The 14,095-nt window shown below is 68.0% G+C and carries 16 protein-coding genes; 10 read left to right on the top strand and 6 right to left on the bottom strand.

The genetic code is table 11. The features are described 5' to 3' along the window. Positions 1-24: 24 nt before the first annotated feature. Positions 25-528: a GtrA family protein gene (locus tag DMB37_RS26675; RefSeq protein WP_240771663.1), complete on the top strand. Its 504-nt coding sequence runs from the start codon at positions 25-27 to the stop codon at positions 526-528. A gap of 18 nt (positions 529-546) precedes the next feature. Beyond that, positions 547-1,341: a MerR family transcriptional regulator gene (locus DMB37_RS26680; RefSeq protein WP_135235014.1), complete on the top strand. Its 795-nt coding sequence runs from the start codon at positions 547-549 to the stop codon at positions 1,339-1,341. Here DMB37_RS26680 and DMB37_RS26685 read toward each other — a convergent pair. From DMB37_RS26685 to DMB37_RS26695, 3 genes are read right to left on the bottom strand one after another with little or no spacing between them, the layout of a single operon-like run. After that, positions 1,322-1,975, bottom strand: a complete 654-nt coding sequence (locus tag DMB37_RS26685) for a Type 1 glutamine amidotransferase-like domain-containing protein (protein ID WP_135235015.1) — start codon at positions 1,973-1,975, stop codon at positions 1,322-1,324. The two genes, DMB37_RS26680 and DMB37_RS26685, sit on opposite strands and share 20 nt — an antisense overlap. A gap of 1 nt (position 1,976) precedes the next feature. Further along, the gene (locus DMB37_RS26690) at positions 1,977-2,816 is read right to left on the bottom strand and encodes a maleylpyruvate isomerase family mycothiol-dependent enzyme (protein ID WP_135235016.1); all 840 of its coding nucleotides are present in this window, start codon (positions 2,814-2,816) and stop codon (positions 1,977-1,979) included. Then, on the bottom strand, positions 2,813-3,304 hold the full coding sequence (locus DMB37_RS26695) for an HIT family protein (protein ID WP_107654391.1): 492 nt from the start codon (positions 3,302-3,304) through the stop codon (positions 2,813-2,815). Before DMB37_RS26695 ends, DMB37_RS26690 begins: the two co-directional genes overlap by 4 nt. A gap of 406 nt (positions 3,305-3,710) precedes the next feature. On the opposite strand from DMB37_RS26695, the gene DMB37_RS26700 reads away from it, so the two are divergent. From DMB37_RS26700 to DMB37_RS26725, 6 genes are all read left to right on the top strand, one after another. Next, entirely contained in the window at positions 3,711-4,829 is a 1,119-nt protein-coding gene (locus tag DMB37_RS26700) for a Re/Si-specific NAD(P)(+) transhydrogenase subunit alpha (RefSeq protein WP_135235017.1), read from the top strand. Next, entirely contained in the window at positions 4,829-5,143 is a 315-nt protein-coding gene (locus tag DMB37_RS26705; RefSeq protein ID WP_107654393.1) for an NAD(P) transhydrogenase subunit alpha, read from the top strand. Before DMB37_RS26700 ends, DMB37_RS26705 begins: the two co-directional genes overlap by 1 nt. A 17-nt stretch (positions 5,144-5,160) precedes the next feature. Next, positions 5,161-6,576, top strand: a complete 1,416-nt coding sequence (locus tag DMB37_RS26710) for an NAD(P)(+) transhydrogenase (Re/Si-specific) subunit beta (protein ID WP_135237837.1) — start codon at positions 5,161-5,163, stop codon at positions 6,574-6,576. Positions 6,577-6,720: 144 nt separating this feature from the next. Next, a complete protein-coding gene (locus tag DMB37_RS26715) occupies positions 6,721-7,311 on the top strand; it encodes a hypothetical protein (protein ID WP_135235018.1) in 591 nt (196 codons plus the stop codon). Between the two features lie 89 nt (positions 7,312-7,400). Next, positions 7,401-8,528 carry a DUF5925 domain-containing protein gene (locus tag DMB37_RS26720; protein WP_135235019.1) on the top strand — a complete coding sequence of 376 codons (1,128 nt, stop codon included), beginning with the start codon at positions 7,401-7,403 and terminating at the stop codon, positions 8,526-8,528. Between the two features lie 112 nt (positions 8,529-8,640). Continuing rightward, a complete protein-coding gene (locus DMB37_RS26725) occupies positions 8,641-9,420 on the top strand; it encodes a hypothetical protein (protein ID WP_135235020.1) in 780 nt (259 codons plus the stop codon). Here the strand turns inward: DMB37_RS26725 and DMB37_RS26730 are convergent. Then, positions 9,409-10,788, bottom strand: coding sequence for an MFS transporter (locus DMB37_RS26730; protein ID WP_240771664.1), 1,380 nt, complete (start codon positions 10,786-10,788; stop codon positions 9,409-9,411). The two genes, DMB37_RS26725 and DMB37_RS26730, sit on opposite strands and share 12 nt — an antisense overlap. Before the next feature lie 184 nt (positions 10,789-10,972). Continuing rightward, positions 10,973-11,818, bottom strand: a complete 846-nt coding sequence (locus DMB37_RS26735; RefSeq protein ID WP_135235022.1) for an SDR family oxidoreductase — start codon at positions 11,816-11,818, stop codon at positions 10,973-10,975. A gap of 80 nt (positions 11,819-11,898) precedes the next feature. Between DMB37_RS26735 and DMB37_RS26740 the strand changes: the two genes are divergently transcribed. Both DMB37_RS26740 and DMB37_RS26745 read left to right on the top strand, forming a co-directional pair. Continuing rightward, positions 11,899-12,852: an AraC family transcriptional regulator gene (locus DMB37_RS26740; RefSeq protein WP_135235023.1), complete on the top strand. Its 954-nt coding sequence runs from the start codon at positions 11,899-11,901 to the stop codon at positions 12,850-12,852. Between the two features lie 26 nt (positions 12,853-12,878). Further along, positions 12,879-13,274, top strand: a complete 396-nt coding sequence (locus tag DMB37_RS26745; RefSeq protein ID WP_135237838.1) for a thioesterase family protein — start codon at positions 12,879-12,881, stop codon at positions 13,272-13,274. On the opposite strand, the gene DMB37_RS26750 is transcribed toward DMB37_RS26745, so the two are convergent. Beyond that, a complete protein-coding gene (locus tag DMB37_RS26750) occupies positions 13,271-14,083 on the bottom strand; it encodes an SDR family oxidoreductase (protein ID WP_135235024.1) in 813 nt (270 codons plus the stop codon). The two genes, DMB37_RS26745 and DMB37_RS26750, sit on opposite strands and share 4 nt — an antisense overlap. Positions 14,084-14,095 lie beyond the last annotated feature (12 nt).

The raw sequence follows: 14,095 nt of genomic DNA on the forward strand, positions 1-14,095 counted from the left end.
ATCTGCCGCTGGCAGGCTGGCCGCGTGCACGAGCTGGCGAGAACCACCGACACCCTCGCGGACCGGTTCACCCGATGGTGTGAAGCGGTGGTCGCGCGCTTGCCGTGGGGTTTGAACAGTCTTGTCCCCGCGACCTTCCTCGGCTTCGCGCTGATCAACAGCTTCACCTTCGCCGTCGACCTGGTACTGCTCACCATCTTTCACGGCTGGTGGGGCCTGCCGGTGTGGCTGTCGGTCACCATCGCCTACGTGTGCGCCTTCGGGCTCAGCTTCGTGCTCAACCGCACCTTCAACTTCCATTCGCACGCACCGGTCGGCAGGCAGGCCGCCGTCTACGGGGTGGTGGTGGCGATCAACTACGTCGCCTTCATCCTCGGTGTCGGCAGCGGACTCACCGCGCTGGGCCTGGAATACCACCTGGCCAGGCTGCTGGCCGGCGGGTGCGAGGCCGTCTACATGTACAGCGCGATGCGCTGGGTCGTGTTCCGCCGCGACCCGAAATCCGACCTTGCACCTCACGCCCCGTGAGGTCCTAGCGTCGTAGGTGTGGCGAACACCAACGGATACGTCAAGGTCGGCGAGCTGGCCACGGTCACCGGACTGACCGTGCGCACCCTGCACTACTACGACGAGATCGGCCTGCTCGCGCCGTCCGGGCGCAGCGGTGCCGGGCACCGGCTGTACTCGAACGACGACGTGCAGCGGCTGTACCGGATCGGCCTGCTGCGCACTCTCGGCCTGCGGTTGGACGAGGTGGCGGCCGCCCTCGACGATCCCGCCTGGGATCTGGCGGGCGTGATGCTGCGCCACGTCGCCGAGCTGGACCGCAGGCTCGCCGTCGGCCATCGGCTGCGCCGGCGCCTCACCACCATGGTGGCCACACTCACCGACCACCGCAGCCTCGAAACACGGGAGCTGCTGGACACATTGGAGGACATGGCCATGCTCGACACCAAGATTCAGCGGCGCATCCCGACGCTCGTCTACCGCGATATCGCCGCCGCGCACGAGTACCTGACCACCGTGTTCGGCATGGAGCCCGGCCGGCTCAGCCGGGGCGAGGACGGCACCGTGCACCACGCGGAGGTCACCGCGGGCGACGGCGTGATCTGGCTGCACGCGGTCTCCGAGCAGTTCAATCTGCAGTCGCCGCTCACCGTCGGCGCGTGCACCGAGGGCATGTCGATCGTGGTCGAGGACGTGGACGCGCATTTCCGGCACGCCAAGGCGGCGGGCGCCGAAATCCTCTACGAGCCCACCGATCAGTTCTACGGCTACCGCGACTACAGCGCGCGCGACCTCGAGCAGCGGCTGTGGTCGTTCATGACGCCGCTCGACTGATCAGCACGTCGGTGCGCTCGCCGTCTACAACGATCGCGTCGTCGTCGGTGAGCGCCCAGTGCGGAATGCCTTCCGCGCGATAGAACTCCGCGAGCAGGTCGCCCTGGCCGGCCGGGTCGGTGGGGGAGTCGATGTGCGGCACGATCCGGCGTTCGACCAAACCCAGTCCGTCCCAGAGTGGTTCGATCCCGCACGTCGATACCACCTCGGCGGGATCGTCCGCGGACTCCAGCCCGTGCAGATCAGGGGTCAGCACGCAGGCGCCCGCGCTGTAGCCCGCGTATACCAGCGCGTCTGCGGCGAGCAACCGGGGCAGCACGAGATCGGCACCGCTGCGGGCGAATTGGGCACGCAGCACGAAGGTGTTGCCGCCGCGCACCCAGATCATCGGGAACGCGGTCAGCGTGCGCTCCAACTCCGCGGGGCGGCCGATGAAGTCACGTAGGTCGACGGTCTCGGGCTGGTAGCCCAGCTTGCGTAGCGGCACCACATCACTGGTGACCGCCGCCTCCCACATGTCGGGCCAGGCGTCACAGGCGTTGGGAATCAACGCGACTCGCCCCGGCTCGCCGACCAGCGCGGCGAGCCGATCGTAGTGCGCCCCGAACCGGTAGCTGGACAGGAAGAGTCGCATCTCAGATGGTGAAGGCGAGGTTGTGCACCAGCCGCTGCCCGAGCTCCTCGTCACCGGTGATGGTGATCGCGTCGAGGTGCTCGTCCGCGCTCGTTCGCCCGCCGCCGAGCCGGACGAAAACCTCGGAGGGCAGCGCGATCTCGACCGTGGCGGGCTCATCGAACGCGTCCACATAACCCGCACGACCCGCCACCTGGATGTGTAGCGTGCGGGCCAGCGGCCCGGTCAGCGTGAACGTGATCCGCGAACCATCCGGCGCCCCACCCTTTTTCACCACGACGCGCGGCACACTGCCGAGGAACTCGGTGAACGCCAGCTCGCCGCGCCGCCCGCCCTCGTCGACCCGCACGCCGAGCGCGTCGGCGATGTCGAGTTCGTGCATCCAGCAGTCGAACAGCCGGACCCGCATGAACCGGCCGTAGCTGACCTGCCCGATCGGCGACTGGGTCTGCGCCTGCCACTCCTGCTCGCCCATGGCGGCAAGAGCCTTGCGCCTGCGGTCGACGACCTCGCGGAACTGGGCCAGCAATCGAGGGCCGGACAGCGGCCGCAGCCGGTCGATCCAGATCTCGTTGAGCACGCCGGTCTCGTTGCGGATGTGCGGCAGCGTGCGCACATCGGTCTTCACCGTGGTCGGGTCGTGCGGCGGCGGCCGCTCGCCGAGCAGCCACGACTCGGTGCCGACGACATGGGCGACCACGTCGAACACGCTCCAGCCGGGCAGCGATGTCGGTGTGCGCCACTGGGTTTCGTCGAGGTCGGTGACCAGCGCGGCGATCGCGTCCCACTGCTCGGACAACCGGGCGGGCAGCTCGGTCCGGTCCAGGGTCGGGTCGTTCATTCCTGCGCTCCTTCTTCCGGGCGTTCCATCCCCAGTTTCCCATTGCGGCCCGGCTTTTCGTCGCGCTCGAGCGCCGCGATCCCCGCCTGGATGGCGGCCGCGGTGGACTCCGCGTCGTGCGGGCGCCGTAGCACCACCCCGGCCGCGAAGCGGAACTTGTCGCCGTGCTTGCGCGGGATCACGTGCAGGTGCACGTGCGCGACGGTCTGAAAGGCGGCGGTACCGTCGTTGAGCAGCAGGTTCGCGCCGTCGGCGGCGAGGGTGCTTCGCCGCACGGCCAGCGCGAGCCGGTGCCCGGCGCGGAACACGTAGGCGCCAAGCTCGGCGTCGAGATCCTCCAGCTCGGCGGCGTGCTGCTTCGGCACCACCAGCATGTGGCCGCGGGCAATGGGCCGGATATCGAGGAAGGCGCAGAGGGTGTCGTCTTCGTACACCTTCGTTGCCGGAGCCTCGCCTGCCACGATGCGGCAGAAGACGCAGTCGTTCACAACGCTGGACCTTACGGCGTACGAGCGGTGGGGAACACCCCAGCGGGCGAATCGCCCATGACGCGCGTCACTCTGCGCGCCCGCGACCACGTCCTGACCTGCTGTCGAACCCCCGGGTAAGTAATGGACCTGCGGGTTCGCTCTTGTCGCGATCACCTGAAGCGACAACCATCAGAACCGGCGCTCATCCGATCAGCCGAACGCGCGGGAGGTGACCACGTTGTCCGCAACACATTCGAGAATCCGGCAAAGCGGCGGAATCCGGCATGATCTTGTGACGGGCGTCTCAGCGGGTTGCACAAAGCGCCGGGTACAGTTGCGAGGATTTGGGCGACCTTACTCTGAAGTAACATCGTCCGGCCGTCCATCTGATGCCTGAAGCTCAGCACGAGAAGGAACTGACATAGTGGAGACAACGCAGAGCGTAGGCGCCGAGTCGCCACGCGGCGCGCGTGTCGGAGTCGTTCGCGAGTCCAACGCGGGCGAACGACGTGTCGCATTGGTGCCGAAGATCATTCCGTCCCTGCTGAAGCAGGGTGTGCAGGTGGTGGTCGAGTCCGGTGCCGGGCTCGGCGCGCTCATTCCCGACAGCGCCTACGAAGCGGCAGGCGCGACGATCGGCGATCCGTGGTCGGCTGAGGTGGTCGTCAAGGTCGCCCCGCCCAGCGACGCCGAGGTGGCCAAGCTGTCCGACGGCCAGACCCTGATCGGCTTCCTGGCCCCGCGCAACGCGGAGAACCAGATCGGCAAGCTGAAATCCGCTGGCGTGCAAGCCTTCGCGGTGGAGGCGATCCCGCGCATCTCGCGTGCCCAGGTGATGGACGCGCTGTCGTCCCAAGCCAACGTCGCAGGTTACAAGGCCGTGCTGCTCGCGGCGTCGGAGTCGACCCGCTTCTTCCCGATGCTCACCACCGCGGCGGGCACCGTGAAGCCGGCGACCGTGCTGGTGCTGGGCGTCGGTGTGGCCGGCCTGCAGGCGCTGGCCACCGCCAAGCGTCTCGGCGGCCGCACCACCGGCTACGACGTGCGCCCCGAGGTCGCCGATCAGGTGCGTTCGGTCGGTGCGCAGTGGCTCGACCTCGGCATCGACGCCGCCGGTGAGGGCGGGTACGCCCGCGAGCTCACCGACGAGGAGAAGGCCAAGCAGCAGCAGGCGTTGGAAGACGCCATCAAGGGCTTCGACGTGGTGATCACCACCGCGCTGGTGCCTGGGCGTCCCGCGCCGCGCCTGGTCACCGCCGCCGCGGTCGAGGGCATGAAGCCCGGCAGCGTGATCGTCGACCTGGCCGGGGAGACCGGCGGCAACTGCGAGCTCACCGAACCCGGCGAGGTCGTGGTCAAGCACGAGGTCACCATCGCCTCGCCGTTGAACCTGCCCGCCACCATGCCCGAGCACGCCTCCGAGCTGTACTCGAAGAACATTTCGGCACTGCTGGAACTGATGCTGGTCGACGGGAAGCTCGCGCCCGACTTCAGTGATCAGGTGCTGGCGGATTCCTGCGTCACACGTGAGGTGGAAGCCTGATGTACACCGAACTTCTCGCGAACATCGCGATCCTGGTGCTTTCCGGGTTCGTCGGGTTCGCCGTTATCTCCAAGGTTCCGAACACCCTGCACACCCCACTCATGTCGGGTACCAACGCCATTCACGGCATCGTCGTGCTCGGCGCGCTGGTCACCCTCGGTAACGTGCAGGATCCGTCGATCCTGACCCAGATCATCCTGTTCGTCGCCGTCGTCTTCGGAACCCTGAACGTCATCGGTGGTTTCGTGGTGACCGACCGCATGCTCGGGATGTTCAAGGGCAAAAAAGCAGCCCCGGTGAAGGCGGAGAAGTGATGCATACCTTCGACAATGTGACCTACCTGGTCAACGGGCTCTACATCATCGCCTTCGGCATGTTCATCTACGGCCTGATGGGCCTGACCGGGCCGAAGACCGCGGTGCGCGGCAACCTGATCGCCGCGGTCGGCATGTTCATCGCCGTCGTCGCGACCCTGATCTCGGTGCGCCACACCAGCAATTGGATCCTGATCATCGCCGGTCTGGTGGTCGGTATCGCCCTCGGCGTGCCGCCTGCCAAGTTCACCAAGATGACCGCCATGCCGCAGCTGGTCGCCGCGTTCAACGGCGTCGGCGGTGGCACGGTCGCGCTCATCGCGTGGTCGGAATTCATCAACAGCCAAGGGTTTTCGCACTTCGACGAAGAGCCCACCGTGCACATCGTGGTCGGCTCGCTGTTCGCCGCGATCATCGGCTCGATCTCGTTCTGGGGCTCGCTGATCGCGTTCGGCAAGCTGCAGGAGATCCTGCCGGGTCGCCCGATCGGGCTCGGCAAGCTGCAGCAGCCGCTGAACCTGCTGCTGCTGATCGGCGCCGTCGCGGCCGCCGTGGTGATCGGGGTCGGCGCCACCAATGATGGTGTCTCCCAACTGTGGATGATCGCGGTGCTCGTGCTGGCCGGTGTGCTCGGCCTCGCGGTCGTGCTGCCGATCGGCGGAGCGGACATGCCCGTGGTCATCTCGTTGCTCAACGCGCTCACCGGATTGTCGGCCGCCGCAGCGGGTTTGGCGCTGAACAACACCGCGATGATCGTGGCGGGCATGATCGTCGGCGCGTCCGGCACCATCCTCACCAACCTGATGGCCAAGGCGATGAACCGGTCCATCCCGGCCATCGTGGCGGGCGGATTCGGTGGCGGCGGAACAGCTCCCGGTGCGGGCGGCGACGGCGAGGCCAAGCAGGCCAAGGCCACCTCGGCCGCCGACGCCGCGATCCAGATGGCCTACGCCAACCAGGTCATCGTGGTGCCCGGCTACGGCATGGCCGTCGCGCAGGCCCAGCACGCGGTCAAGGAGATGGCGGCGCTGCTCGAAGCCAAGGGCGTCGAGGTCAAGTACGCCATCCACCCGGTCGCGGGTCGCATGCCCGGTCACATGAACGTGCTGCTCGCCGAGGCCGAGGTCTCCTACGACGCGCTCAAGGAGATGGACGACATCAACGGTGAGTTCTCCCGCACCGACGTCGCCCTGGTCATCGGCGCCAACGACGTCACCAACCCGGCCGCCCGCGAGGACGCCAGCAGCCCCATCTACGGCATGCCGGTGCTGAACGTCGACCAGGCCAAGAGCGTCATCGTGCTCAAGCGCTCGATGAACTCCGGCTTCGCCGGCATCGACAATCCGCTCTTCTACGCCGACCACACCTCCATGCTGTTCGGCGACGCGAAGAAGTCCGTCGGTGCGGTCACCGAGGAACTGAAAGCGCTGTAATACCGGCAGTTTCACCGCGGGCATCCGCGGTCCACCGCGCGCACACAAGGTTTCACCCGAACGGCCCTCTGCCGAGCCCGGCGGAGGGCCGTTCGTCGGTACTGGGATAGATTCTGCCGAGACGATTCGAGGAGAACCCACACAATGTCGCAGGGCCATGTGCTGCCTACCCAACCCGGCTACGGCGCAACGGCTCTCGGTGTCCCTCCGGCGCCGCCGGGCAAGAAGCCGGGGCGCGCGGTCCGGATCGGCGCCGTCGCCGCGCTCGTCGTCGGCGTCGCGGTGTGCCTGGTCATCGGCTTCTGGGTCAGCATGAAATCGGCGCCCGACGACGACACCATCGCCGCGGGCGACTGCGCGAAGGTATGGGGCACCACGAGCGACGCCGACCTGGAGAAGGCCGATTGCGTTGACCCGCAGGCCAATTACCGGGTGGCGGTGCGGGTCGACAACGGCTCCGAGGCCTGCCCGAGCGGCGATTACGCGTACTACAAGCGCGCCGGGTTGGATGGCTACCGGCTGTGCTTGACCCTCAACGCCGCCGAAGGGGAGTGCTTCGAAGACCTGCCGGGGTCGATCAGCCGGAAAACGGCCTGCGGTCTCGGCAAACACCGGGTGGGCAAAATCGTTCGGGGAACGACGGATCGGATGACGTGCGGAACCGACACCACCGCGGAGTGGGCCCTGGTCTATTCGACGCCGGAGCGGATGACGATCTGCATGCGGAAGCTGTGACATGATCGCCCGCGATTTAATTTGCTGGACACGGCGGCTCCGTAACCACGATCATGCTCGGAGTGTCCGCACGTAATGAGCCTCTTCGGTTGATCGACCCGAGTGAGCCCTCGGCCGATCTCGCCGAGCGGCTGCCGTGGGCCGTCACCGTCGACTCCGCATACTCCTCCCGCGACGCGATCGATGCCCTCGCGGTGAGTCCGTTCCTGCGCGGCGATCAGCCCTGCGCGCACATCGCGCGGTTCGAGCGGATCAACCCCGAGGCGCTGCTGCGCCCCGCGCACGGGCGGGTGGTGCGCTCGGTGCAGGACGACGACAGCAGCGCGGCCCTGGTGGTCGGGGCGGGGTGGTCGTTGCGCGCGATCCGCTGGTCGGGTGGGTCGGCGATGGTCGAGGTCACCGCCGAGACCGACGAACTGGCCGCCGCGGTGCTGGCCGAGTCGATCAAAGGCGCGGCCGCGCAGCCCGAGGTGGGCGAGACCATCGAGATGGGGTTCTGGCACATGAGCGGCCATGGGCCGCAACGCCGAGGGCACAGCATCTCGGCGCCGGAGTGGTCTGCGATCCGCGGCAACTACCCCGGGGACGTCGCGGGGGCGCTGGATCGCCTGATGGCATTGACCGCAGCCGATGTGCGCGGCCGTCTGGTGCTGCTGCACGGTCCGCCGGGGACTGGAAAGACCACCGCGCTGCGGGCGCTCGCGCGAGCGTGGGCACCGTGGTGCCAGTTCGACTGCGTGCTCGATCCCGAGGTGATGTTCGGCAAGCCGGGCTACCTGATGGATGTGGCGGCGGGCGTCGACGGTGACGACGAGACCAAGCGCTGGCGCATGCTGGTGCTGGAGGACTGCGACGAGCTGATCCGGGGTGAAGCGAAAGAGACGGCGGGCCAGGGCCTTTCGCGACTGCTCAACCTGACCGACGGGATGCTCGGCCAGGGCAGGGACGTGCTGGTCGCGATCACCACCAACGAGGATCTGTCCCGGCTGCACCCCGCCGTCACCCGGCCGGGCCGGTGTCTGGCACAACTCGAGGTCGGCCGGCTGTCGCCCGCTGAATCGGCGGCCTGGCTGGCCAAGGAGCGGCATCCCGATACCCCGGCCGATGCCGCCTGCCCGGACGGCGCGACCTTGGCGGAATTGGTGGCGTTGCGCGACGGTGACACCCGGATCCAATCGGTCCGGGAAGATCCCATGAATTCCGGTCTGTATCTGTGATGCGTTGGGCGCTGGTTACCGGGCGCACCGGATCTCGCGTTATCCGCTAGATTCTGGGAGTTCGTTCGCCGTCACACGGTGAAATTGCTTGAACCCTGGGGAGGGGAAATCCATGACCACGCCACCACCCAACTATCAAAATCCAGGACAGGGTTACGGCGGCCCGCCGGGTTATCCGGGAGCGCCGGGCGGCGCACCGGGTTATCCGCCGCCGCAGCCGGGCTACGGTCCGGCCTATCCGCCGCCGCAGGGGTTTCCCCCACCCAACAATGGGTTTGCGCCGCCGCAGGGTTTCCCACCGCCCGGCAATGGTTTTCCGCCGCCGGGTTTTCCGCCGTCCGGTCAGCCCGGTTTTCCGCCCGGCCCACCGCCGCAGCGCCCGCGCGGTCGCAGCGGCCTCAGCAAAGTGATCTCCTTCATCACGGTGTTCGTGGTGGCCGGACTCGTCGTGTTCGGAATTCGTACCGTGCTCGCCGCCGACGGCGACAAGGTCGACGTCGGCGAGTGCGCGAAACTATCGGGATCGACGTACAAGGCCGAGTTCGCCACCAAGAATTGCTCGGACGCCGAAGCGAATTATGTGGTGGCGCAGCGCATCGACGGCGCCAACAAAGACTGCCCTACCAAGGAATACGCCAGCTACTACCAGACCGGCCGGAATGGGTACACGCTCTGTCTTCGCCTCAATGTGAAGGAAGGCGACTGCATCGAGACCGGTGTTCTCTCCGCCAGCACCAAGGTCGCCTGCACGAGCACCGCCGACTTCAAGATCGGTCGCATCGTCCGCGGCAGCGCGGACAAATCGGCGTGTGGCGCGACGTTCACCGACGACAATGCCATCGTCTACCCGAAGCCGGACCCGCTCACGCTGTGCCTGGTGTCACCGACGTAGCCGGTCGGTCGGCTCCGGCGCGACGACGCCGGCATAGCGGCAGCACACCAGCACTGCGATCAGCGGCACGGCCATCGCGGTGGTCAGCGGGATCACCGCGGTGAGCCAGCCGATCACCGCGGGGCCCGCGAGCAGGCCCAGGTAGCCGATACTGAAAACGCGGGACATGTCGGTCGCGGCCTTGTCGGAGCCGAGATTGCCTGCCGCGGTGAAGATCTGGGGGACGCTGCCGGAGAGGCCGAGGCCCATCAGTGCCCAGCCGGACAGGGTCAGCGGGATCCACGGGGATGCCATGATCAGGGCGAGGCCGAGTGCGCAGAGCAGCATGCCGTAGCGGACCACGGCGACCCGGCCGAAAATGCCGCTCACCCGGTCGGCGGCCAGTCGGCCTGCGGTCATGGTGACCGAGAAGGCGCCGAAGGCCAAGGCCGCGGTGGCCGCGTCGGCACCGAGGTGTTCGCGTAATTGCAGCGTGCTCCAGTCGCCGGCCACACCCTCGGCGAGCAGCACTGAGAATGCGATCGCGGCCAGGGCCAGCACTTTTCGGTTGTGCTCGCGCTGGTCGGTGGATTTCGCCACCGACGAGTCTGGCGGCGAGTCCTCCGCAAAGGACGGGCGTGACTCGGCATCCTTCCCGACGGGCGGGCCAGGCTCGGAGTGTTTCGCGAGTGGCGGGTCTGGCTCGGCATTCTTCATGGCGGCCGAGCCGTGCTCGGCCGAGCGCGCAACGTAGTCGTCAACGGCCTCCGTAGGGATCCGCGCATCGCCGGCCCGCTCGGTCGCCCGCGCCGTATCGGTGTCGCGAAGCAGTCGCGGCAGCACTGCAAAGGTTAGGGCCACACCGCCAATTGCCGCCGACCCCAACGTCATCCGCAGGTCCCACCCGGCCCGCAGGGTCGCCGCGCCGAGCAGCGAACCGAGCAGCCCGCCACCGGAGAACAGTGCGTGGAACGCCCCCATGATCGGGCGCCCGTACGCCCGTTCCACGTGCACCGCTTGAGTATTCATCGACACGTCCAGCGCGCCGTTGCCGAAACCGAAGCAGGCCAACGCGATCGCCAGGCTGATCGGACCGGTGGCAAGCCCGGGTCCGATCGCCGCCGCCGACATGATGATCGCGGCGGCGGCAACCAGTGTCCGGCTACCGAACCGGTCCGCGAGCGGGCCCGTGATGCGCATGCCCACGATGCCCGCACCGGCCATCAGCAGGATGAACATCCCCAGCGTCGATTTCGCGACACCGGTCCGATCGGTGATCAGTGGAATGTGCACGACCCACATGGCCAGCAAGAACCCGTTCAAGCCGAACACCGTGAACACGGCGACGCGGGCCACGCGGGTCGGTCGATCGGCCGTCGGAGTCAGCACAGTTTCGACGGTACCGATCACAGTGCGGTGTTTCCCCACCCCCTCGGTATCGACAAGAGGCCGACCCAACCGCGCGGCTTCCGGGGCGAGACATCGTCGGCCCGCCGGTCCGGAAACCGGATCGCGGCGCTGCGATCCGGTTCCACGGGTTGTCTGCACAGCCTCTACCCGTTCCAACCATCCACTAGCCCTGGATGTTCCAGATTCCCGTCGCGGCTGTCTCCCGTGCGTACTCGGTGAAATCCTTGGGCTCCCGGCCCAAAGCGCGGCGCACCCCGTCCGCGGTCTTCGAGTTCCGGCCGTCCAGGATCGTGCCGAACAGGTAGTCGAGCAGGCTCACCGCATCGGCGGGCACCTGGTATTCGGTCAGTGCCGCAACGAAATCCGTGCGGGAGACCGGGATGAACGCGATGTCGCGTCCGGTCGCCGCGGCGATCTCCGCGACGGCTTCGGCGAAGGTCAGCGCGCGTGGACCGGTCAATTCGTAGACCTCGCCCTGATGCCCGTCCTCGGTGAGCGCGCGCACCGCGACATCGGCGATGTCGTCGGCGTGCACGAACGGTTCCGGCACATCGCCATTGGGCATCGCGACTGCACCGGCCAGAATGTAGTCGTTGAACGCGCCCTCGCTGAAGTTCTGTGCGAAGAAGCTGCACCGCACGATGGTCCATTCGAGACCGGATTCCTGCACGATCTCCTCGCACTCCACCGCCTCCGGCTCGCCGCGACCGGACAGCAGCACGAGCCGGCGCACCCCGCTCTGCACCGCCGCGGCGGTGAACGCGCGCAGCGTGTCGGGGGCGCCGGGCACCGCGAGGTCCGGCTGGTAGGCGACGTAAACGGTGTGCACGCCGGCCAGCGCCGCGGGCCAGGTCGCGCGGTCCTCCCAGCTGAACGGAGTGTCCGCCGAGCGTGAGCCGATCCGGACCGGGTGGCCCGCCTGGGTGAGTCGAGTCGCGACCCGGCTGCCGGTCTTGCCGGTGCCGCCGGTGACGAGGATGCGGTGCTGGTCTGTGGTGCTGTTTGTCATGATTGAAGTACACCGTCCGCAGCCGAGACGAAACATAGTTCAGCGGCTCACAACCATGCGTCATCGTCTACTCTTGGGGCGTGGATGCGCTCGCCAGTCTGCTCGAAGGTCCACGCGCCCGAGGCGCGTTTCTGATGTGCTCGTTGCTGAAACCGCCGTGGTCGCTGCGCATTCAGGACGAGGCCCCGCTCGCCGTGGTGTCGATGGTGCGCGGCGATGCCTGGGTCATGCTGGGCAAGCACAAGCCGCGGCAGTTGAGCGAAGGCGATGTCGCGATCTTCCGCGGACCCGATCACTACACCGTCGCCGACGACCCGGCCACCGAGCCGCAGGTGATCATCCATCCGGGCAATGTGACTAAGACGCCCGACGGTGAAATCCTCTGCGAGACATTGAGTCTCGGCGTGCGCCAGTGGGGTACCGACGCCGACGGCGCGACCATGATCGTCACCGGCACCTACGAGTCGGCGGGCGCGGCCAGCCAGCGCCTGCTGCGCGCGCTGCCGCCGCTCATCGTGTTGCAGCGCGGCGACTTCGACACCCGGCTGCTCGACATCCTGGTCGACGAGGCCGTCAAGGACGAGCCCGCCCAGGGCGCCGTGCTGGACCGGCTGCTGGACATGGTGCTGATCGCCGCGCTGCGTGCCTGGTTCGCCCGCAACGACGCGCCCGCCTGGTACCACGCCTACAGCGACCCGCTGGTCGGCAAGGCGCTGCGGCTGCTGCAACACAATCCGGCGCACGGGTGGACCGTGGCGGGCCTGGCCGAGGCGGTCGGGGTGTCCAGGGCCGCGCTGGCCCGGCGCTTCACCGACCTGGTCGGCGAGCCGCCGATGTCCTTCCTCACCGAATGGCGGCTCGCGCTGGCCGCCGACCTGCTCGCCGAATCCGACGCCACCATCGAAGCCATTGCCCGCCAGGTCGGTTACGGCAGCGCCTTCGCCCTGAGCACCGCCTTCAAACGCCAGTTCGGGGTCAGCCCGCGCGACCACCGGCAGGGCGCCGCCCCGGCTGAGCTATCGTCGGCCGGGTGACGCAGGAGTATCCGGTCCTCTGGCCGATGCCGACCCGCTGGGCGGACAACGACCACTACGGGCACGTGAACAACGTGACGTACTACTCGTACTTCGACACCGCGGTCAACGCGTGGCTGATGCACGCCACCGGCACCGACATCCGCGAGCTGCCCGCGCTCGGTGTGGTCGCGCAGACCTCGTGCCAGTACGTCGGCTCGCTGAGCTTCCCGGACCAGCTGCAGGTCGGCCTGCGCATCTCCCGCCTCGGCCGCTCCAGCATCACCTACGACCTGGCCATCTTCCGCGAGGCCGACGGCGACCTCGAACTGGCCGCCACCGGCACCTTCGTGCACGTCTACGTAGACGCCGAAACCCGCAAACCCGTAGAGATCCCAGCCGCCATTCGTACCGCCGCCACCGCCCTCGTCACCGACGCCTAGTCCCGGCTCTGCAAGGCGGCTTGGAAGCGGCGCATGCCGTCGAGCCAGCGGTCGTAGTCGGTGCCCTTGTGGCGGTACATCTTCAGTACCTCGGGGTGCGGCAGGATCAGGAAGTGCTCGGCCGCGACGCCGGCCACGATGATTTCGGCGACCTGGTCCGGAGAGAGCACCGCCCCAGCGGTTTTCACGGCTTTCACGGCGAGTTCGGCGTCGGCGGCGTGCTCCCCGGGGACGAAGCCGGTGTGCAGGAGTCGGGTGTCCACGCCCATCGGGCAGACGCAGCTCACCCGAATGCCCTTGTCGCCGTAGGTGACCGAGAGCCACTCGGCGAAGCCGACGGCGGCGTGCTTGGATACCGAGTAGGGCGCGGAGCCGAGCTGGGTGAGCAGGCCCGCCGCCGACGCGGTGGACACGAAGTAGCCGGTCCCGCGCGTCAGCCAGCCGGGTATCAACAACCGCGCGGCACGGACGTGGGCGAGCACATTGACCTCCAGTGCCGCCGCCCACTGGGCGTCGGTGCTGTCCAGCCCCGCGCCACCGGCGATGCCCGCATTCGCGAAATAGAGGTCTACCGGGCCGAATTCGGCCTCGGCGCGATCGATCAGCCCGCGGATCACCTGATCGTCGGCGACGTCCCCGCCGACCGCGACCGCGGCGGCACCGAGGGACTCGGCGACCTGGGTAGCCGAGTCGGCATCGAGGTCGGCAAGCACCACCCGCGCTCCGTCGGCAACCAACCTGCGCGCCAAGGCCGCACCGATTCCCGCGCCGGCCCCCGTGACTATCGCAACCTTGCCCGAAATCTCCATTCCCGCACCCTA

The sequence above is a fragment of the Nocardia sp. CS682 genome, from assembly GCF_004634405.1.
Lineage (GTDB): Bacteria > Actinomycetota > Actinomycetes > Mycobacteriales > Mycobacteriaceae > Nocardia > Nocardia ninae.